This window comes from Pedobacter boryungensis, assembly GCF_013204825.1.
In the GTDB taxonomy this organism is placed as follows: Bacteria; Bacteroidota; Bacteroidia; order Sphingobacteriales; family Sphingobacteriaceae; genus Pedobacter; species Pedobacter boryungensis.
In genome coordinates this window covers 886077-907037 of the sequence record NZ_JABMKV010000001.1, presented here as the reverse complement: position 1 = coordinate 907037, position 20961 = coordinate 886077, and the positions used below count along the sequence as shown (strand labels likewise).

Annotated in this window: 24 protein-coding genes; 18 read left to right on the top strand and 6 right to left on the bottom strand. The window is 33.1% G+C overall.

Annotated elements, in window-relative coordinates:
• Positions 1 to 3 precede the first annotated feature (3 nt).
• Positions 4 to 2172 (bottom strand): S46 family peptidase, encoded by a 2169-nt coding sequence (locus HQN85_RS03960; RefSeq protein ID WP_173269043.1) that lies wholly within the window; start codon positions 2170 to 2172, stop codon positions 4 to 6.
• 149 nt (positions 2173 to 2321) lie between these two features.
• Here HQN85_RS03960 and HQN85_RS03955 point away from each other — a divergent pair, with 149 nt between their 5' ends.
• The 12 genes from HQN85_RS03955 to HQN85_RS03905 all read left to right on the top strand — a co-directional run bounded on the left by HQN85_RS03955 (position 2322) and on the right by HQN85_RS03905 (position 10864).
• Positions 2322 to 2798 (top strand): GAF domain-containing protein, encoded by a 477-nt coding sequence (locus HQN85_RS03955; protein WP_173269042.1) that lies wholly within the window; start codon positions 2322 to 2324, stop codon positions 2796 to 2798.
• Positions 2791 to 3396, top strand: coding sequence for a DNA-3-methyladenine glycosylase (locus HQN85_RS03950; protein ID WP_173269041.1), 606 nt, complete (start codon positions 2791 to 2793; stop codon positions 3394 to 3396). Before HQN85_RS03955 ends, HQN85_RS03950 begins: the two co-directional genes overlap by 8 nt.
• 53 nt (positions 3397 to 3449) lie before the next feature.
• A complete protein-coding gene (locus tag HQN85_RS03945; RefSeq protein ID WP_173269040.1) occupies positions 3450 to 3935 on the top strand; it encodes a pyridoxamine 5'-phosphate oxidase family protein in 486 nt (161 codons plus the stop codon).
• A gap of 66 nt (positions 3936 to 4001) precedes the next feature.
• Complete coding sequence (gene kynU, locus HQN85_RS03940; protein WP_173269039.1) at positions 4002 to 5285, top strand: kynureninase; 1284 nt, start codon at positions 4002 to 4004, stop codon at positions 5283 to 5285.
• Positions 5282 to 6142 (top strand): bestrophin family protein, encoded by an 861-nt coding sequence (locus tag HQN85_RS03935; RefSeq protein ID WP_173269038.1) that lies wholly within the window; start codon positions 5282 to 5284, stop codon positions 6140 to 6142. The genes kynU and HQN85_RS03935 overlap by 4 nt, the downstream gene beginning before the upstream one ends.
• Before the next feature lie 7 nt (positions 6143 to 6149).
• Positions 6150 to 6416, top strand: a complete 267-nt coding sequence (locus HQN85_RS15855) for a hypothetical protein (RefSeq protein WP_317170021.1) — start codon at positions 6150 to 6152, stop codon at positions 6414 to 6416.
• Between the two features lie 6 nt (positions 6417 to 6422).
• Positions 6423 to 7052, top strand: coding sequence for a histone deacetylase family protein (locus HQN85_RS03930; RefSeq protein WP_317170027.1), 630 nt, complete (start codon positions 6423 to 6425; stop codon positions 7050 to 7052).
• A 16-nt stretch (positions 7053 to 7068) separates the two neighbouring features.
• Positions 7069 to 7752 carry a pseudouridine synthase gene (locus HQN85_RS03925; RefSeq protein ID WP_173269037.1) on the top strand — a complete coding sequence of 228 codons (684 nt, stop codon included), beginning with the start codon at positions 7069 to 7071 and terminating at the stop codon, positions 7750 to 7752.
• Between the two features lie 132 nt (positions 7753 to 7884).
• Positions 7885 to 8541 (top strand): hypothetical protein, encoded by a 657-nt coding sequence (locus tag HQN85_RS03920; protein ID WP_246249601.1) that lies wholly within the window; start codon positions 7885 to 7887, stop codon positions 8539 to 8541.
• 23 nt (positions 8542 to 8564) lie between these two features.
• Positions 8565 to 9521 (top strand): hypothetical protein, encoded by a 957-nt coding sequence (locus HQN85_RS03915; RefSeq protein WP_173269035.1) that lies wholly within the window; start codon positions 8565 to 8567, stop codon positions 9519 to 9521.
• A complete protein-coding gene (gene dinB, locus HQN85_RS03910; protein WP_173269034.1) occupies positions 9522 to 10637 on the top strand; it encodes a DNA polymerase IV in 1116 nt (371 codons plus the stop codon).
• Positions 10638 to 10705: 68 nt separating this feature from the next.
• The gene (locus tag HQN85_RS03905) at positions 10706 to 10864 is read left to right on the top strand and encodes a hypothetical protein (RefSeq protein WP_173269033.1); all 159 of its coding nucleotides are present in this window, start codon (positions 10706 to 10708) and stop codon (positions 10862 to 10864) included.
• Here HQN85_RS03905 and HQN85_RS03900 read toward each other — a convergent pair.
• From HQN85_RS03900 to HQN85_RS03880, 5 genes are all read right to left on the bottom strand, one after another.
• Entirely contained in the window at positions 10861 to 11478 is a 618-nt protein-coding gene (locus HQN85_RS03900) for an RNA polymerase sigma factor (protein WP_173269032.1), read from the bottom strand. The two genes, HQN85_RS03905 and HQN85_RS03900, sit on opposite strands and share 4 nt — an antisense overlap.
• Positions 11479 to 11598: 120 nt before the next feature.
• Positions 11599 to 11964, bottom strand: coding sequence for a response regulator (locus tag HQN85_RS03895; RefSeq protein ID WP_173269031.1), 366 nt, complete (start codon positions 11962 to 11964; stop codon positions 11599 to 11601).
• Positions 11965 to 11990: 26 nt separating this feature from the next.
• Positions 11991 to 13358: an MATE family efflux transporter gene (locus tag HQN85_RS03890; protein WP_173269030.1), complete on the bottom strand. Its 1368-nt coding sequence runs from the start codon at positions 13356 to 13358 to the stop codon at positions 11991 to 11993.
• A 41-nt stretch (positions 13359 to 13399) separates the two neighbouring features.
• Positions 13400 to 14032, bottom strand: coding sequence for an AlbA family DNA-binding domain-containing protein (locus tag HQN85_RS03885; protein WP_173269029.1), 633 nt, complete (start codon positions 14030 to 14032; stop codon positions 13400 to 13402).
• A 14-nt stretch (positions 14033 to 14046) separates the two neighbouring features.
• A complete protein-coding gene (locus tag HQN85_RS03880) occupies positions 14047 to 14532 on the bottom strand; it encodes a PaaI family thioesterase (protein ID WP_173269028.1) in 486 nt (161 codons plus the stop codon).
• A 300-nt stretch (positions 14533 to 14832) separates the two neighbouring features.
• Between HQN85_RS03880 and HQN85_RS03875 the strand changes: the two genes are divergently transcribed.
• The 6 genes from HQN85_RS03875 to mgtE all read left to right on the top strand — a co-directional run bounded on the left by HQN85_RS03875 (position 14833) and on the right by mgtE (position 20951).
• On the top strand, positions 14833 to 15144 hold the full coding sequence (locus tag HQN85_RS03875; protein ID WP_173269027.1) for a phosphoribosylpyrophosphate synthetase: 312 nt from the start codon (positions 14833 to 14835) through the stop codon (positions 15142 to 15144).
• Positions 15145 to 15231: 87 nt separating this feature from the next.
• Complete coding sequence (locus HQN85_RS03870) at positions 15232 to 15825, top strand: fasciclin domain-containing protein (protein ID WP_173269026.1); 594 nt, start codon at positions 15232 to 15234, stop codon at positions 15823 to 15825.
• Positions 15826 to 15930: 105 nt separating this feature from the next.
• The gene (locus tag HQN85_RS03865) at positions 15931 to 17151 is read left to right on the top strand and encodes an MFS transporter (RefSeq protein ID WP_173269025.1); all 1221 of its coding nucleotides are present in this window, start codon (positions 15931 to 15933) and stop codon (positions 17149 to 17151) included.
• Between the two features lie 131 nt (positions 17152 to 17282).
• The gene (gene hemF, locus HQN85_RS03860) at positions 17283 to 18176 is read left to right on the top strand and encodes an oxygen-dependent coproporphyrinogen oxidase (RefSeq protein ID WP_216847216.1); all 894 of its coding nucleotides are present in this window, start codon (positions 17283 to 17285) and stop codon (positions 18174 to 18176) included.
• 104 nt (positions 18177 to 18280) lie between these two features.
• On the top strand, positions 18281 to 19468 hold the full coding sequence (gene dinB, locus HQN85_RS03855; protein ID WP_173269024.1) for a DNA polymerase IV: 1188 nt from the start codon (positions 18281 to 18283) through the stop codon (positions 19466 to 19468).
• 133 nt (positions 19469 to 19601) lie between these two features.
• The gene (gene mgtE, locus HQN85_RS03850) at positions 19602 to 20951 is read left to right on the top strand and encodes a magnesium transporter (protein ID WP_173269023.1); all 1350 of its coding nucleotides are present in this window, start codon (positions 19602 to 19604) and stop codon (positions 20949 to 20951) included.
• Positions 20952 to 20961 lie beyond the last annotated feature (10 nt).

Sequence of the window (20961 nt, the reverse complement as noted above, 5' to 3'; positions counted from 1 at the left end):
TATTTAAAGATTTACTCCCATTTCTTTAAGCAAGAAATCGGCGTGATCTATTTTTGCTGCAACCCAAAGTACATATCGTATATCTACACCTATTGAACGGCTATAACTTTCATTCCAAGCATAATCATTAATTGTGGCTTCGTAAGCACGATCAAAATTTACCCCAATTAATTCGCCATACGCATTCATAATAGGGGAACCGGAATTTCCGCCAGTTGTATCCATGTTATATAAAAATGCTACAGGAACATCATTTAGCTCTTTTTTAGTGAAAGGACCGAAGTCTTTTGCATCCCATAGTGTTTTAATTAAAGTTGGGTATCCAAACTCAGGATTACCAGTTGCACCTTTTTCTATAATTCCTTTAATGCTGGTGTATGGTGCCATATAACTTGCATCTGCAGGAGAATAACCACGAACGTGGCCATAGGTAAGTCTTAATGTGCTGTTTGCATCTGGGATAAAATCTTTTTGTAAAAACTTTTCTTTCACATTCACATAATCGCCCATTAATTTATTTAAAACACCGTCTCTACGATCTTTTTCTGGTTTTAATTCTGCTATTTGTTTTGTGATATCCTTTTCAAATAATAATAATCCATCATTATAATCACTAATGGATTTACTAGATTTTAAAATATTGTTTAGTACGTAATTTTTGTCTTTTAGCTTACTCAATCCAAATGCATCATTGATAAAATCATCTATCATTGCATTGCTATTAGCGCCTTTACTTGTTATTTTTTCAACCGCGTTGACTCTTTGATTCGAAGTAAATAACGCTGCGTCGGCTAACATTTTCTTAAAAATTCTGCGATCTACATCAATATCAAATGAATCATAAACTACATTTATTGCTTGTTTCAGTTTATCTATATTCGAGTTAAAATAAACCTCTTTTTGTGTTGTTGGCTGACTTTCCAGCTCCGTTTTAAACGTATTGATCTGTTTTGAAACATTCAATAAACTAATGGATGTGTATATTTGCGTTAACCACATGTCTCGATATACATCGCCATTTATTTGCTTATATAATTGATCAATATCTGTCATTAAGTTCCCGTATTGCGCTTTTACATCAACATTGTTATTTATAAACTGTGCTAAAGCTGCATCTTCTTGTCTTTTTTGTGCAACCAAATCAATTCCCTTAATTCCTTTTAGCTTACCTCTATAATTCTTCATTACATTGGCATTCTTCTTAATTCTAGTTGCTAATTTTAGTTCGGTAGTTTTATCTTTTTTACCTACATTTTCCATTGTAGCGTTCTGGAAATCATATAATTCAGAAACATACGGTAGCAAATATTTTTGCTGGTACTCTATAAATTCTGCAGGACGGTGACGAAAAGTTTTTCCTGGATATCCTAAAATAAATACAAAATCTTCTTCATTAGTCCCGTTCGGATTAACCTTTAAGAATTTTTTTGGTGTATACGGAATGTTATTTTTTGAATATTTAGCAGGTTTACCATCTTTTCCAACGTAAGCTCTCATGAATGAAAAATCACCCGTGTGGCGTGGCCAAACCCAATTGTCTGTTTCACCACCATATTCTCCAATTTTACGATTAGGAACATATACTAAGCGTACATCCTGAATTGTTTTATAGCGAAATAACACGTAGCTTTTTCCAATAAACATTTCCGAAACTTCAGCTTTAATGCTTGGATCTTTTTTTTCAGCTTCTAACGCAATGTTTTTCATCGCATTATTAATCAATTGCAATCGGCTTGCTGGATCTTGTATTTCAGCAACTGCGCCTAAAACTTTATCAGATACATCTTCATAACTATCAGTAATACGGCATGTTAATCCTTTTGCTTCAATCTCTTGTTCACGACCATTTGCAACAAATCCATTATTTAAATAATCATGTTCTGGTGTACTTGCCAATTGTACAGCACTAAATGCGCAATGGTGGTTAGTGATAATTAAACCATAATTAGAAACAAAAGAGCCTGTGCAACCACCAACATTTACTAATGCATCAACTAAGCTTATCCCATTAGGATTATATACTTCGCTTTGATCTATTTTTAAACCGGCTTTCTTTAAATCTAATTTGTGTATTTCACTTAAAGGAAACATTCCTTCTTCAGGTGGACTGTAAGAAAACTGAAATAATCCAGCTAAAACGATTAAAGTAATTAATAAGATTTTCTTGTTCATGTTGTTGTGTTAATGCATATAATCGTCAAATCTAAGTATTTTGTTTAAAGTAAAAACACAATGTGGAATAGTAATAGGAATGTTAATTCTTCGCTATAAAATCAGATTATTTAATGATTTTGTACCTTTGTAATTCAATAAAAAATGCAATGGCAGAAGATTTAACAATAACCAAAACTGGAACTAAAGAAGAACAGTATTTATCGCTTATTCCTCAAATAGAAGCTTTACTTTATGGCGAAACAGATTTGATAGCTAATTTAGCTAATGTTTGCGCTGCTTTGAAAGAGCAGTTTGGCTGGTTTTGGGTTGGATTTTACTTAATTAAAAACGATGAATTAGTTTTAGGACCATTTCAAGGCCCTGTTGCTTGTACCAGAATTAAAAAAGGAAAAGGTGTTTGCGGTGCGTCTTGGGAAAAAGAAGAAACTATTGTTGTTCCAAACGTGGATGAATTTCCTGGTCACATTGCTTGCGCTTCAGCTTCAAAATCAGAAATTGTATTGCCATTTTTTAGCGCCAAAAACATAATAGGTGTGTTAGATGTTGACAGTGAATATCTTGCTCATTTCGATGAGATTGATAGTAAGTACTTAAATCAAATTGTTAATTTAATACATGCCTAAATTACCCTATTCTTTTTACCAACAAGAAGATGTAATTGATCTTGCAGTTCAGCTTTTAGGTAAGCAATTATTTACTTTAATTAATGGTAAATTAACTGGTGGAACAATTGTAGAAACAGAAGCTTATAATGGAATTATTGATAAAGCTTCTCATGCATACAATGGTCGTTTTACACCAAGGACTTCAATTATGTATGAAGCTGGTGGTGTTTCTTATGTATATCTGTGTTATGGCATTCATCATTTGTTTAATGTCGTAACCAATAGTAAAAACAATCCAAATGCAGTTTTAATTCGTGGCATTGAGCCTAATGAAGGACTTTCAACTATGTTAGAACGTAGAAATATGCAAAAACTAGAACCTAGAATTACTGCAGGGCCTGGTGCATTAGCTAAAGCGTTAGGGATTGATAAAAACTTAAATGGCAAAGATTTGCTGGGAGATGAAATTTGGATTGAAGATAATGGAATTCATTTCAAAGAAGATCAAATAGTGGCGTCACCAAGGGTTGGTGTAGATTATGCCGAAGATCATGCATTACTTCCTTGGCGATTTTATGTGAAGGGAAATAAATTTGTGAGTAAACCGAATTCTTAAGTTAAATTAAAACCATTTCATTTTAGCTGATGTTTATTAATAAAAGCATCAACATGAAAAATGAAAAAAATATTGCCGTTCTTCAAGAAATGGCCGAAAAAGTAAGAATTTGTATGTTTAATACCATCACTAACGATGGCTTTCACAGTCGCCCGATGGGCACTGCAAAGATTGAGGATGATGGAACTATTTGGTTTTTTACAAATGAATATTCTCCAAAGTCTAAGGAAATTTCAAAAGATAATGAAGTTAATCTAGGATACAGCGATCCATCAAATAATACATTTATTTATGTAAACGGCGTGGCCGAATTAGTTGATGATCAAACTAGAAAAGAAGCTTATTTTTCTCCAGCCATTAAAGCATGGTTTCCTGAAGGAGCAGATGACCCTAATTTGATTTTAATAAAAGTAACTCCAAGCGTTGCTGAATATTGGGACTCAAGTTCAAGCAAAATGGTAATTGCATTTCATATGCTTAAAGCCATAGTTACCGGCGAAACACCTGATTTAGGCGAGCATGAGAAAATGAAATTTTAGTAAATACTCATATGAAATTGAAAAGTCTAGCCGTATGGTTAGGCTTTTTTTTGTTATTATTGAACCATGAATTTTGAGAATAATTTAGCCTTTGCTCAAACCTTAGATCAACAAGATCCACTAAGAGAAATGCGTAATGAATATCTATTTCCTCAGCAAAATGGAAAACCATTTATATACCTATGTGGTAATTCTTTAGGGCTACAACCTAAAGTGGCACGTGAGGTTTTAGAAAAGCAATTAAACAACTGGCAAAACTTAGGGGTTGAGGGTTGGTTTGAAGGAAATTCTCCATGGATGTTTTATCACAAGGAACTTAAAAAGTTAATGGCACCAATTGTTGGAGCAAAACCAGCAGAAGTTTGCCCAATGAACACCTTAACTGTCAATCTTCATTTATTGATGGTTAGTTTTTATCAACCAAAAGCTAAACGTTTTAAAATTATAATGGAAGCGGGAGCATTTCCATCAGATCAATATGCAATAGAAAGTCAAGTTCGTTTTCATGGTTTTGATCCAAAAGATGCTATAATTGAAGTAAAACCACGAGAAGGAGAATACACCTTAAGAACAGAAGATATTGTAAAAGAAATAGAAGGTAATGCAGAAGAAATAGCTTTAGTGCTATTTGGAGGTATTAATTACTTTACTGGGCAGTGGTTTGATATGCCTGCAATTACTAAAGCAGGACACAAGGCTGGTGCAATTGTAGGCTTTGACTTAGCTCACGCAGCTGGAAACGTACCTTTACAATTGCATGATTGGGATGTCGACTTTGCTTGTTGGTGTTCTTATAAATATCAAAATGCTGGACCAGGAGGAATTAGTGGAATTTTTGTTCATGAAAAGCATTTTAATACATCTATGAATCGCTTTGCAGGATGGTGGGGTTATAATGAAGAACAACGTTTTAAAATGGAAAAGGGATTTATTCCAGAAGCTGGAGCTGATGGTTGGCAGGTAAGCTGTACACAGGTAATGCCGATGGCTTTATATCACGCATCACTGCAACTATTCGAAAAAGCAGGATTTATGGATGTGTTAAGAGCAAAAAGTAAAACTTTAACTTCCTATTTGTTTTTTATTATAAATCAAGTAAATAAAGAACTAGGAGACGAGCAATATAAAATAATTACCCCACAAACAGAAGCTGACAGAGGAGCGCAAGTTTCTATCATTGCAAAGGCAAATGGAAAAAAAATCTTCGACGAATTAGTAGCACATAATGTACTTGGCGATTGGCGTGAACCGAATGTAATACGTTTGAGTCCGGTGCCTATGTATAACAGTTTTGAAGATGTTTATAAAACTGGATCTTTATTGCTAACCATCAGCCAATCCATAATATGATAAATTACAATCCAAAAGAGTGGGTAAGTTTTATATTTCACATTCACAAAGCAGATACCTTTAGAAAACTATGGCCTTTAATGCTCACTGTGGCTGCTCTTTCTGCTGGTATAGCTTATTTAGAGCTCAACTATTTAAAACTTGCAGAAACGACTTATATTAAGAATGTGGGAATGATGCATAATCTTTTAGGATTTGTTATTTCCATGTTACTGGTATTTAGAACTAACACATCATATGATAGATGGTGGGATGGAAGGAAATTGTTAGGGGCATTAACAAATGTGAGTAGAAATTTAGCCATCAAAATCAAGGCATTAAATTTGGATGCAGCCGAAGTAGAGTTTTTTAAATATGCTATTCCAAAATACGCATTTGCACTAAAGGAGCATTTAAGAGAGAAGCAATATTTCGGAAAAGATAGCTTTTTAATAGAAATTGATGGTGGTAAACATATTCCTAATCAAGTAGCTACAAGTATTGTGAGCAGAATTTATGATTTACAAACAAACCATAAAATATCTCAAGAACAATTAATTACTTTAAATGCTGATACAAGTCAGTTTACTGATATTTGTGGAGGTTGCGAAAGAATTAGAAATACACCAATCCCTTATTCTTATAGCGCTTTTATCAAGAAATTCATTTTTATTTATGTACTTACGTTACCTATTGGATGGGTATTTAGTTTAGGTTATTTCGTTATTCCTATTGTACCCTTTATTCTCTATGTGTTAGCAAGTTTGGAATTGATTGCAGAAGAAATTGAAAATCCTTTTAATACAGATGCGAACGATTTACCGGTAGATGAAATTTGCAATAATATCGAAAAACATGTTAATGAAATTTTGAGTTGATTTCAAGATGCTTAAAATTGCCTATCATCCTTTATACGCACATCCTTTACCAGAAGGACATCGATTTCCTATGCTTAAGTACGAATTAATACCAGGTCAATTACTTCACGAAGGAACTATTCAACAAGAAAATTTATTTGAACCAGAACCTACTTCAGAAGAAAACATTCTAACTACACATGACAAAGACTATTGGTTGCAACTCAAGAATGGTACTTTACCTACAAAAGAACAACGAAGAATAGGGTTTCCGTTAAATGCTCAATTAATATAACGAGAAATTAGAATTGCACAAGGAACTATTGATGGAGCTTTATATGCTCAACAAAATGGAGTAGCATTCAACATAGCTGGTGGCACGCATCATGCAGGTAGCAATTGGGGAGAAGGATTTTGCTTATTAAACGATCAGGCTATTGCAGCAAACTATTTGTTGACAAACAATTTAAGTAATCGTATCTTAATCATCGATTTAGATGTTCATCAAGGTAATGGAACTGCAGAAATATTCCAAAATGAACAGCGGGTTTTTACATTTTCTATGCATGGAGCTAAAAACTTTCCATTTAGAAAAGAAAAATCAGATTTAGATATTCCATTAGATGATGGCACAACAGATGAAATTTACTTAAATCTGCTAAAAGAGGCCTTAATTAATGTTTTTAAAATACATCAACCAGATTTTGTATTTTATTTAGCAGGAGTAGATGTATTAGCAACAGATAATTTAGGTAAACTAGCACTTACTAAAAATGGTTGTAAACAACGTGATATAGCAGTTTTTGAAGCTTGTCTTCAACATCAAATACCAATTCAAGTAAGTATGGGTGGAGGTTATTCTCCAACTATTAAAACCATTGTAGATGCGCATTGCAATACCTTCCGCGTAGCGAGAGATTTATTTTATTAATGACTATCTTCGCCACATGCTAGAAATTGTCTATCAAGACGAATATTTAATTGCCATAAACAAACCACACGGATTACTGGTACACCGTTCTAAAATAGCAAATGATGCCACAGAATTTGCCTTACAGCTATTAAGAGATCAAATTGGCCAACATGTTAATCCTGTACATCGTTTAGATAGAAAAACAAGTGGACTTTTACTTTTTGCATTTACTAAAGAAGTTGAAATTGAAATGCAAAAACAATTTCAAGAAGGTTTAGTTGAAAAGAAATACTTAGCAATTTTACGCGGGTATACTCCAGATCAATTGGATATCAATTATCCCTTAAAAAAGGAAAATGGAACGCTGCAAGAAGCATTTACATCGTTTATTACTTTACAACGAGCAGAAATAGAAATTCCTTTTGGTAAACATCCAACTTCACGTTATTCTTTAGTAGAAGCAAGCCCAACGACAGGACGAATGCATCAGCTTCGTAAACATTTTGCACATATTCTTCATCCTATTATTGGCGATAGAAAACATGGATGCAATAAACAAAATGGCTTTTTTGCCAAACAATTTGAAATGACAACGATGCTTTTACATGCATCTGAACTCAGCTTTATTCATCCTGTAACTGCACAACGAATTCACTTAAAAGCAACATTTCATAACGAATTTAAAAGAATGTTAGATGTATTAAAATTTACCAGCTAGCATAATAATTGCTATCCAAAAGCTGTTATTAATTCATCTATGATTACATATTCACGAATTATCCCCGTGTTGCTTATTTTATTTTTAAGCAGCTGTTCATCAATTTATATACCTAGTGTACCTAATACGCCTATGTTAACTACAAAAGGTGAAATTGCAGCGGGTGCACATATTTCATTAAAAGGGAATGCTAATTTTAATTCGGCCTATGCCATAAGCAATCATTTTGCTGTATTGATAAATGGTGCATATATGAATAATGATGGCACTAAAAAAGATGTTAAGCATAAAATGGTTGAGTTTGGAGGTGGATATTTTAATACTTTCGGTCCAGATAATAATAGGATAATAGAAATTTATGGTGGTGTTGGAAGTGGTAAAAGTTATAGAGTATTTAGAGAGTTTGATCAAAATAAAACTTTAATCAGTACAGATCATCAAGAGGCAAAATACGATAAGAAGTTTATTCAAGTAAACTATAGCTCAAAAAAGAGAGATAACCTGCGTTTATTTGGTGTAAACTTCGGTTTAAATTTTGGTACCGCTTTGCGGGTAAGTTTCATTAAAACGAATGATTTTTTCAGAAATAATATTCAGCAACCCAATGAAGAAAATATTTTTCTAGAGCCTGTTTTCTTCACTCGAATGATTTTAAGCGATGAAGTGCAGTTACAATATACTAGCGGAAGCAATTTCGGTCTAAAAAATCGTAAGTTTTTAAATGCAGGCAATTCCGTATTCAGTGTTGGTGCTGTTATAAATTTAGGTAGAACTCCTAAAAAACAATAAGAAGTTATTGTAAATTTGTTAGCATGAGATGGTGGTTATTAATCTTTTGCGTAATTATTTTTAAAACGGATTTAAAAGCTCAAGCTACTTTTAATGAATATTTCAATTCTTTAAAAAAGGTAAAAATTGATAGCGGTGTCACCTTAACCTTCGACGAGCCTGCTCAGTTAAATCCAAAAAAAACAACAAAACTTATCGTTTTTGCTTTACCAAATGGCAATACAACTGCACAAACTTTTGGTAAAAAATTATCCAATGGTGATGATTGGCATTTTGATATACAACATATTGGTGCACAAACCGCATTTATCCGTAATGCCGATCAAAACACAAATTACATCGTTGTTTACCTAGAAAACGAATTAAAAAGTTGGCCCGCTTGGAGAAAAAAGTTTTTAAGTGGAGATGAGCGAATAGGTAAATTGATTGAGGATTTAGTAAAACGTTATAAAGATTATCGACCTAAAATTACATTAAGTAGCCACAGCGGTGGTGGAAGTTTTATTTTTGGTTATATCAATTCTCAAGTTGAAATACCAGCTTATATAGAACGTATTGGATTTTTAGACGCAACATATGGGTATGAAGCAGAAAAACATCAAGCGAAGCTTAAAAACTGGTTAAATACAAAAAATAAATCTTTGCAAGTTATTGCTTACAATGATAGCGTAGTAGTTTATAATGGTAAACCTTTGGTATCGCCAACTGGCGGAACTTGGTATAGAAGCCAATTAATGGCGAAAGATTTACAAAGTGATTTTAAATTGAAAAAATACGATTTGTTGGACAGAATGAATTGGTTCAATAAAAATCATTCAATTGCATTTTCTCTCATAAAAAATCCAGAAACCAAAATTTATCATACTGTTTTAGTGGAGAAAAACGGCTTTATCCAGCTGATATTTAACGGCACAAAATATCAAGATAAAAATTATCTGTTTTGGAGCGATAGAGCATACGAACAATATGTTTTGCAGTAAATGGAAAATGAATCCAAAAATCTAGTTCGCAAAATTATTCATATTGACATGGACGCGTTTTATGCGTCTGTAGAACAAAGAGATTTTCCAGAATATCGAGGTAAACCATTGGTGGTTGGCGGTTCTCCAGAAGGTAGAGGTGGAGTAGTTGCAACGGCAAGTTATGAAGCTCGAAAATTTGGCATCCACTCCGCTATGACTTCAAAAAAAGCACAACAACTTTGTCCATACGCAATATTTGTTAGACCCAGATTTGCTGCTTATAAAGAGGTATCTCAAAAAATAAGGGAAATATTTAGTCGTTATACGGATTTAATTGAACCACTTTCCCTAGATGAAGCTTACTTAGATGTTACCTTAGATAAACTAAATATTGGATCTGCGATAGCTATTGCTGAACAAATTAAGCAGGCTATTAAAGATGAATTGAATTTAACTGCTTCTGCAGGAGTTTCAATTAATAAGTTTGCTGCAAAAATCGCTTCCGACATGAATAAACCTGATGGTTTGACTTTTATAGGTCCATCACGATTAGAGAAATTTATGGAGCAACTGCCTGTAGAAAAGTTTTTTGGTGTAGGTAAAGTCACTGCTGAGAAAATGAAGAGACAAGGATTGCATACAGGTGCTGATTTAAAAGAATTATCACAACAACGCTTGGTGCAGTTATTCGGTAAAACTGGTAAGTTTTTTTATAATATTGTAAGAGGTATCGATAATAGGGCAGTACAGCCTCATCAGGAAACAAAATCAATTAGCGCTGAAGATACTTTTTCTTACGATTTGGATAAAGGAGAGGAGCTTAATGATTGGTTAATTCAAATAGCTAAATCCGCTTTTAAACGTGTGCAACATTATGAAATTTACGGACGAACTTTAACCCTAAAAGTTAAATTCGAAGATTTTAAGATAATAACTAGGAGTACGTCTTTTACAAGTCCAGTTACAGAATTAAATCAGGTTTTAGAAACTGCTCAAAAGTTATTGGATCATTTGGATTTAGGCGGTAAAAAAATTAGGCTTTTAGGCGTTTCCTTTTCTAATTTTTCAGAAACTAAGCCTAGAACAAGGTACGATTATCATCAGCCCACACTTTTTCCACCTACTAAAATTTAATATTGAGTTAATTTTAGCGAAACAAACCTGATGTATTTTTGATAAAGTAAAAATCTAATCGATTTACAATGAAAATAAATACCGTAATCATAGCTATTGTAGTCGTAGCGATTTTGGCCTTTGTTTATTTTATTATAAAACGCAATAAAAAAGACCAAAAAGAATTAGAACACGAATTTAATCAGAAAGAAGTAAAGCCTGATAAACACGACGAGAAACACATCTAATTGATTAAAGCTTTTAAGATTGGAATTGTTTCATTAAAGGATCTTCTTAAAGCTAGTATAGATAGTCTGATTTTAGTTTTTACCGTACCTAAAGGAATATTTAATTTTTCGGACACCTCGGCATGTGTGTATCCTTCAAAATAAACCAAATCTAAAATATTCTTTTGTTCAGGTTTCAACTGTTGAATTAATTGTTTTATACCTATTGTTTCTGTGTTAAATTGAGTGTAGTTTCGTCTGTCTAGTGTAACTATTGGTATTTCATTTAAATTATCAGTTTTACTTGAATTTGTACAACTTTTGCTCCTTAAATGATCTATCGCAGTATTTTTAGCCAAATTTGCTAACCAAGTAAATAATCTTCCTTTGGAAGCATCGTATTGGTCAATCGACTTCCATACTTTTATAAAAGTATCTTGTAGAATATCTTCTGCTATCTCATCAAACTTAACAATGCGAGTAATTATTCCCAAAAGGGAACCAGAATACATTTTATATAGTTGAGCAACTGCTTGTTTATCACCTGTTTTAAGCCCATTAACTAGGTCAACTTCCGTAGAGTTTAATTCTTTTGTAGTAATTGATTTATTTACGGAAAGAGCAAAGGCAGCCATTTGAGTTTTATTAATATTAACTCAATAACATTAAACATCACTCGATGTTTGTCGTATTCTTAAAAGCTATTCGAATTTGAAATATTAAGATAAAGATTTGTGAAAAATGTTTAGAAGGGATTAACTATTATTTCCCAACTGATCGTTTAGGGTTTCTAATAAGGTATCAATATCAAATGGTTTTGGCACCACTTCATCGGCACAAACCTCTTTCACTCGTTCAATTTGAGGATGGGTTGACAACACTATTACAGGAATATGATTAGTTCCTTCAGCTTCTTTTATTCTACGGCAAAGTTCAGTTCCCTCTAATGTAGGTTTAACAATATCAAGTAATATAGCATCGGGTTTAAATTCCACAATGTGCTCAAATATATCTTTCTCACTTCTATAGAGGCTAATTTTATAGCCAGCTTCTTCCAATACTATTGAAATTAATTCTAAAATATCCTTATTGCTTTCAACAACCAAGACGCGTTTTTTCATATAGCTAAATATAAAAATAAATCTAATTAATTAAATGAAGTTTGAATTAATAATCTTGTTCTATGTTGAAATCTAAAGAAGAGTAAAATTGATGCTGTTAAAAGTCCAAAAGTTAAGCCGTACCAAATCCCTTTTACACCCATATCTAAATGAAAACCTAAAAAATAACCTAATGGGATTCCAATAATCCAGTAGGATAAAAAAGTAATAAAAGTTGGCATATTAACATCACCTATTCCACGTAAAACGCCTAAGCCAACTACTTGTGTGCCATCAAATAATTGAAAAAATCCTGCTATAATTAATAATTGTGCAGCAATTTCAATTACCTTTAAGTCAGTAGTATACAAATAAGGTAATAGCGTATTTGCTAGTACAAATAATAGTGCTGTACAACTCATAAATGCAATTACTACATGATAACTAGCTATTGCAGAACGACGAAGATCTGTAAAATTCTTTTGGCCCAAATAGTTTCCTGTTTTTATTGTAGCAGCAGAGGCAATTCCGCTCGCTACCATATATGTTAATGCGGCCAAAGTAATTGCAATTTGATGTGCAGCTTGTGGTGCAGCACCAATAGTACCAATAATTATAGCAGCACCACTAAAAGCACTAATTTCAAAAATATATTGCATGGCAACCGGTGCTCCGATCCTTATAATTTGTGCACTTCTAATTTTATCGATTGCGTACAATTTAAAATGTTCAAGGTAAACTTTAAAGTTTTTTGATCGCATAACATAAATCCCCATCACCAAAGCCATTAATGTACGATCAATTAATGTGCTTAAACCAACACCTTTTACACCCATTGGTTCAATTCCAAACATCCCCCTAACGAAAATAATTCCTAGGATGATGTTTAAAATGTTTCCAAAAATGGAAATCATCATGGCTTGCATGGTAAATCCTAATCCTTCTGCAAATTGTTTAAAGGTTTGAAATATCATTAAAGGAATAATTGAGAAAGCAAGTAGACCCAAATATGGTTTTGCATAAGCTACAACTTCAGGTGATTGACCTAAATGACCGATAATAGATAGAGTGCCAAAGTGTAATAAAAGGTAAAGAAGAATCCCTGATATAATATTTATTAACAAGCTATTAGAAAGCAGTCGACCACATTCACTGTAATTTTTACCGCCATTTTGCTTGGCAATTAACGGTGTTAAACCATAAGATAAGCCAAGTCCTAAAACCATGATTATAGTGAAAAGACTATTTACTAAAGATACTGCTGCTAACTGAACTGTGCCTGCAAATTGACCAACAATTACACTGTCTGCGATATGCACAGCCATGTGTCCAATTTGAGAAACTACAATGGGACTAGCTAGAATAAGATTTTCTTTATAGTAAGGTTTATATTTTGTGTATAGTGCTTTTAGCATAAGACTTGCAAATTCGCATTTTTATCTCGAAATAGCAGATTTTATTTTACATCTGCAGCTGTAAAATATTCTTCTTTTTCTGAAGTATGTGGTAAGATTACACCAGTGAGAATTAAGCTTACAATAATTTTTTGAGCCTTTTTATAAGCGCTCCTGGTTAACTTACTATATTCTTTTAAGGTAATGCGACCATGTACTTCTAGGTAATTCAATAGTTTTTTTTCGTACTCTGAATAGGAGATGAGTTGTCCAGTTTCTTGGTTACCTTCTTTTAAAACATCAACAATAATCTTACTGGCTAGCACACTTTTGTCTTTAACTCTAAAATAAACCCACCATTTTTTATTTTCATCTAACGCATAATGTGGCTTAGTATCACTTTTAGGAATATCAACTACTAAGACAAGTTTATCGTCAACATATATTTCTTCAAACTTTGGTTCTATGGCAGGTTTGCAAAATAAATGTGCCGATTTGGTAATCATGTATTTCTCTTCATCCTCAGACTTTACGCCTTTAATGCTTCCGTCATCAGCTACGCCAATCAATAATTTTCCACCTCTATTATTTGCAAAGGCAACTAATGTTTTAGCTATTTTTTCGTTGTTGCTAATAGTTTTTTTAAAGTCTAAGCTTACATTTTCACCTTCTAGAATTAGTCTTTTGATATTCATAATTCAGCGTTAAATTATATAGCAACTCTCTGTTTTTCCCCTGGAAATTTATTTCTCAAATAGATTTCATTCATCACTGTAGCACACAATTCTCCTTGTTTGTTAAATAACTCCATTGGGTACGATTTCACAAATTTACCTGTCTCAGTTAAAGAAGTTTCAGCTTCAGCAATCATTTCATCAGTAATTTTTAAGGTAAAATATAAAGTAGTTAAACCAGGTTTAAGATATTGAATAGATGCACTTTTTAGCCAAACTCGCACTTTAAAACCTCTGCGTTGCATTAACTGATCAAATAAAATAGCATAAAATGGATCAGTTGCCGCATAAATAGAGCCGCCAAAAATAGAACCATTATAGTTTCTATTTAAAAAACTGTTGCTAATTTTAACATCGACACCTCTAAAATCAGTATGAAATTTTTTAACCCAAATGCGCTGAAACAATAAAGGAGGATATAAACACATCGCCCATTTAAGGGTTTTTTCAGAAACTATCATGATGTCTTAAATATCAGAAATAGAATTGAGCTTTAAAAGCTTATCTCTGATAATCATCCAATTTTGTGTTTGAATAAAAAAATAAAACTTGTAAGAATACTCTATAATTAGATAAAACATTTTAATTACCAAGGCGTTAGCTTAATAGTTAATTAATTAAACTCACTGGATGGTGGGAATATTTACGTGAAAAAAACATAAGACTACCTATGTTTAAGTAAATGAAACCCTTAATAGTAGACGTACTTTTAAGGGTTATTTATTTATAAGGTTATTAAAAAATATTGGTAATTTGGTGGTATGCATATTTACGACACACTTACCGCCGCTGTAGCAGATTTAGAAAAAAGAGGCTACGAATACGATTTCACATTGGCCCAAGATTGTATTGAATGTAAATCTTTAGATCTTCAATTAATGCCAGAAGAGTTTGAAATAGATGAATTTTATCGTTTTGAAGGTATGACCGATCCTGGAGATAGCGCCGTTATTTATGCCATTTCATCACCAGTTGGCAATTTGAAAGGTGTTTTAATTGATGCGTATGGTGCGTATTCGGAAAACATCTCACCAGAATTAATAGATAAACTAAAAGTACATCACGACAACTAATTCATAATTTATTTTTTGCTTTAAAAACCACTCTGCAATTCGTTTCGTATGTAGGGTATAAAACTTAAAAACAAAAAATAAAATTTTATGAAAAAGCAATTCTTAAGTGTAGCAATGGGTATAGCATTTTTAGCTATGGCAACTGCTTGTAACTCTACTAAAACAGATTCTTCAACTGGTGATAGCGCTGCTATGGATACCGCAATGGCGGACACCTCTATGACGAGTAAAGAAGCTGGTGTAGAAGTAGGTGGAGCAATGATGGTTCCTTCTAAAAACATTGTAGAAAATGCAATGGGTTCAAATGATCACACAACTTTGGTTGCTGCTGTTAAACAAGCGGGATTAGTGGAAACATTAAGTGGAGCTGGTCCTTTTACAGTATTTGCACCAACTAATGAAGCTTTTGCTAAAGTACCTGCAGCTACTTTAAGCGATTTAATGAAACCAGCTATGAAGGCTGATTTAACTAAAATTCTTACTTATCATGTTGTTTCTGGAGCTTTAAAATCTTCAGATTTAAAAGATGGTATGGAATTAACAACTGTTCAAGGTCAGAAACTTAAAATCTCTATGAAAGATGGTAAATGGATGGTTAATGGTGTTAACATTACTATTCCAGATGTAATTTCGAGTAATGGAGTAACTTACGTTATTGATGGTGTTTTAATGCCAAAATAAGACTTTCGTTTAAATAATTAATTTTTAAAGCCTTTTCTATATTGTAGAAAGGGCTTTTTTATTTAATATATTTTTTTGTAGTTTAATCGCTCCAAACCCTTATATATGAACGTTTCAAATAAGCGAAACATTACGCTGATCGTTATTGTAGCCGCATTAGGCTATTTTGTTGACATTTATGATCTTATTCTTTTTTCAGTTGTTAGAGTTAAAAGTCTGAAAGAATTAGGCGTAGCCGATGATGACATGCTAAATATTGGTACACACATCATAAATAGTCAAATGTTTGGAATGCTAATTGGCGGTGTACTTTGGGGTATTTTGGGCGATAAAAAAGGAAGATTGAGTGTGCTATTTGGTTCTATTATATTGTATTCCATTGCTAATATTGCCAATGCATTTGTAAGTTCTGTTAACGCTTATACTATTGTGCGTTTTATAGCGGGCGTAGGTTTAGCCGGCGAATTGGGTGCAGGAATCACATTAGTTACTGAAAGCATGGGAAAGGAAAATAGGGGATATGGGACTATGATTGTTGCGGGAGTTGGTTTATTTGGTGCTGTTGCCGCTGCATTAATTGGCGGACATTACACTTGGCAAACCAGTTATTTAATCGGTGGAGGCATGGGCTTAGTTTTGTTATTTTTACGTGTAGGTTTAGTCGAATCTGGATTATTTAAGGATGTAAAAGAAACAACAGTTCAGCGTGGAAATATGTGGATGCTTTTTAACAATGCCGGTCGTTTTAAAAAATATCTATGCTGTATTTTAATAGGCTTACCGCTTTGGTTTGTGGTAGGTGTGTTAATTACTTTTTCTCCAGAATTTGGTAAGGCTTTAGGTGCTACAGGTATTTTAAATGCCGGCAAAGGCGTAATGTATTGTTATATAGGTATTGCCACAGGAGATGTTGTTGCAGGGTTTTTATGCCAACTATTAAATTCTCGCAAAAAAGTAATGCTTATATTTTTGCTACTAACAGCAGTCTCAATTGTTGTGTATTTAAATGCTAAAGGATTAACTCCTGAAACATTTATTTGGTTGAGCTTATTTTTGGGCTTTGCATCTGGTTATTGGGCTACATTTGTAACTATTGCATCCGAGCAATTTGGAACTAATCTAAGAGCTACTGTAACTACTACGGTTCCCAATTTTATTCGAGGTTCTGTAATTGCAGTTACACTTTCTTTTCAGTTTTTAAAAGGTGAAGTTGGAATTTTGCAAAGTGCACTAATTGTAGGTTTTGTTTGCGTAATCATCGCTCTACTAGCTTTAAGTCAACTAAAAGAAACCTTTCACAAAGATTTGGATTATGTTGAGGTATAAAATTCTCAGTTTTATTTAGTTTTTAGCTGTATGAAGTTACCCATTAGGTATGTCAAAAAAATGTACTATCTAAACTTTCAGTTAACATTCGCTATTAATAGCCTTAACTTTGATATCTAATTTAGAAGATAATGTTTAGGGACGAAGTAGCAGCCGCATATCAAAACATACAAGATAGTATTTGTGAAGGTTTGGTTCAAGCCGACGGAAAAGCAAAATTTGAAGAAGAACTTTGGCAACGTGATGGTGGGGGTGGTGGTAGGACTCGTGTAATGCAAAACGGAAATGTAATAGAGAAAGGTGGTGTAAATTTTTCTGCTGTGCATGGTAAACTTCCTGAATCAGTTAAAAAAGCTTTTAAAGTAGATAGTGATGACTTTTTCGCCACTGGCGTTTCTATAGTTATGCATCCAGAAAATCCATTTGTACCAATTATACACATGAATATCAGGTATTTTGAAATGGATGAACAAACACGTTGGTTTGGTGGTGGTATAGATCTTACACCTCATTATGTTATTCCCACAGATGCACGTTTTTTTCATCATCGCTTAAAACAATCCTGCGATAGTTTCGATACCTCTTTTTATCCAAAATTTAAGGCAACTGCTGATGATTATTTTTTCATCAAACATCGTGAAGAAACAAGAGGTGTAGGTGGTATTTTTTACGACAGATTAAAACCAGAAAATACTGGTTTAGATTTTAATCAAATATTAGATTTTTCATTAGCTATTGGAAATACATTTTTACCAGTTTATTCGGAATTAATAGATCGCAATCGCGACAAGAACTATACTGAACAGCAAAAAGAATGGCAATACCTACGCAGAAGTCGTTATGCCGAATTTAATTTAGTTTATGATGCAGGAACTAAATTCGGACTAGAAACCAATGGTCGGATTGAAAGTATTTTAATGAGTTTACCACCAACCGCTAAATGGAATTATAATCCTCAAATTATAGCGAATAGTGAAGAAGAAAATACCCAAAATTTCCTTAAAAAAGGAATAGACTGGATTTAGAATTATCAAATATTTCAGCAAATTACAAACTAATAAATTTAGTTAATAACTAAATAATTATTTTTTAATACTAATTATATTAGTATTATATTTGTTTGTAATTTATGGAATTTAGCGATAAACATATCATCCATATGGATCAAGATGCATTTTTTGTATCTGTAGAAATTCTTAAAAATAGTAAGTTAGCCGGACTGCCTGTAATTATTGGCGGTTTATCAGACAGAGGAGTTGTAGCCTCCTGTAGTTATGAAGCTCGTAAATTTGGAGTTCATTCGGCAATGCCAAGCCGTTTGGCTCGCCAACTTTGTCCACATGCAATTTTTGTGAAGGGTAGTATGGAAGATTACAGTAAGTACTCCCATCAGATAACCGAATTACTTCAGGAAAAAGTACCGCTTCTAGAAAAAGCAAGTATAGACGAACATTATATAGATATGACTGGGATGGATCGGTTTTTTGGTTGCATGAAATTTGCCCAAGAATTACGTCAATCTGTGTTGCATCAAATAGGATTACCAATTTCTTTTGGTTTATCTATTAATAAAACGGTTTCTAAAATGGTTACAAATGAATATAAGCCAAATGGCGAAAAACAAATACAAAAACCAGAAGTACAATCGTTTTTAAATCCACTTTCCATCAAAAAAATCCCTGGCTTAGGCGATTCTACTTTTATAAAACTTAGTGAAATGGGTGTAAGAAAAATTCACACTTTAACTCAAATTCCACAAGATTTAATGTTTAAAATTTTAGGGCAAAATGGACTTAGTTTATGGCAAAAAGCTAATGGAGTAGATAATTCACCTGTAATACCCTATCGAGAGCAAAAATCTATCGGTAAGCAGACAACTTTCGATAGTGATAGTATGGATATTGCGGGTATAAAAATCATTCTTACTGACATGATTACCAAGTTAGCTTTTGAACTTCGCCAAAAACAAAAATTAACAGCATGTATTACTGTAACTATCCGCTATGCTAATTTTGAAACCGTTACCCAACAGGCTAAAATTCCTTATACATCACTCGATTCTGTCTTAATCCTCAAAGCAAAACAATTGTTCGATCAAGTTTATCAAAAACGAATGTTATTACGCTTGGTAGGGGTAAAGTTATCGCATTTAGTAAGTGGGCATGAGCAAATTGCACTATATGGTCCATCGGAAAAGATGTATAATCTTTATCAGAGCATGGATAAAATGCGTTCTCGTTATGGAGTAGATACCATCAAATTAGCAACGGTTTTACCCAATAAAGGAGATGACAAAAAGGTGTACAAAAAGCAATAAAAATTTAGAAAATAGACTATATCTTTTTAATCAATAGCATGCACAGAAAAAAATCTAAATTCTGGTATTAAACATGAGTTTAAAGCATTGTTGATGCCATTTCAAAGCTAAATTATTTCTATCTTAGCATCCTATGCAATCATTTGATTTAGATAAAACAGACGTTTCTAAGCTAAAGCAAGCAATAAGTGGTGATAATGAACTGCTTAAAGCTACATTAGCGGAATATCACGCGTCTGAAATCGCTATTTTATTTGAGAGCATTAGCAGTGATGATCAGCATCGGATTATCAATTTATTAGATGTAGAAACCGCTTCGGAAGTAATTGCAGAGATGCACGAGGAAGCGCACCCAGAGGAATTGCTCTTACAATTACATCCTGATAAACGTACCGAAATTGTTGAAGAACTCGATTACGATGATGCAACGGATATCATTTCTCAATTAGAGGAACACGAGCAAAAAGAAATTTTAGAAGATTTAAGTGAGGATGATGCATCGAGCATTCGTAATTTATTAAGTTACGACGAGAAAACCGCCGGTGGTTTAATGAATACGGAGGTTATTAGGATAAATCTAAATCTTACTAAAAAAGATGCAATTGATGAAATTATTCGTCAGAGCGAAGAAATAGAAGAGTTTTATACCGTAAACGTAGTTGATGATGCTAATATATTTAAAGGAATTGTCTCTTTAAAAGATATTATCAAGGCAAAAGGTAATGCTAAAATAACTGAAATGGTTAATGCTGATGTAGTTTATGTTAAGGCGGAAACTGATCAGGAAGAAGTAGCAAAACTGATTTCACAATATAATTTAACAAGTATACCTGTTGTAAATGATGAAATGCATTTACTAGGGCGTGTTACTTTTGATGATGTGATTGATGTGCTGGAAGACGAAAATACTGAGGATTTTCTAAAAATATCAGGGGTATCTGAAGATGAGGAACTTAGTGGTAACTGGATTGAAGCGGTAAAATCTCGTTTGCCTTGGTTAATTATAAACTTAGGAACAGCCTTTTTAGCATCAGCCGTTGTTAGGCATTATGAGAATACATTAAGTCATTTAGCTGTACTTTCTGCTTACATGGTTATTATTGCAGGAATGGGCGGTAATGCAGCAACACAAGCTTTAGCAGTAACTGTTAGACGGATTTCACTTAATGATTTAACAGATAATCAGGCTTATAGAACAGTATTAAAAGAATTTACTGTTGGATTAATTAATGGTGCTGTAACTGGATTAATTGTATTTATTTTCGCTTATTTTTTTGATGGAAAACCAATGCTTGGCTTTGTAATATTTTTAGCCATGACAGGGAACTTGGTTATTGCAGGTATTACAGGATCAAGCATTCCGTTAGTTTTAAAAAGAATAGGAATAGATCCAGCCATTGCATCTTCAATCATTATTACGACATTTACCGATGTTTTTGGCTTTTTACTTTTATTAGGCCTAGCCAGCAAATTACTTTTATAAGTAACATGAT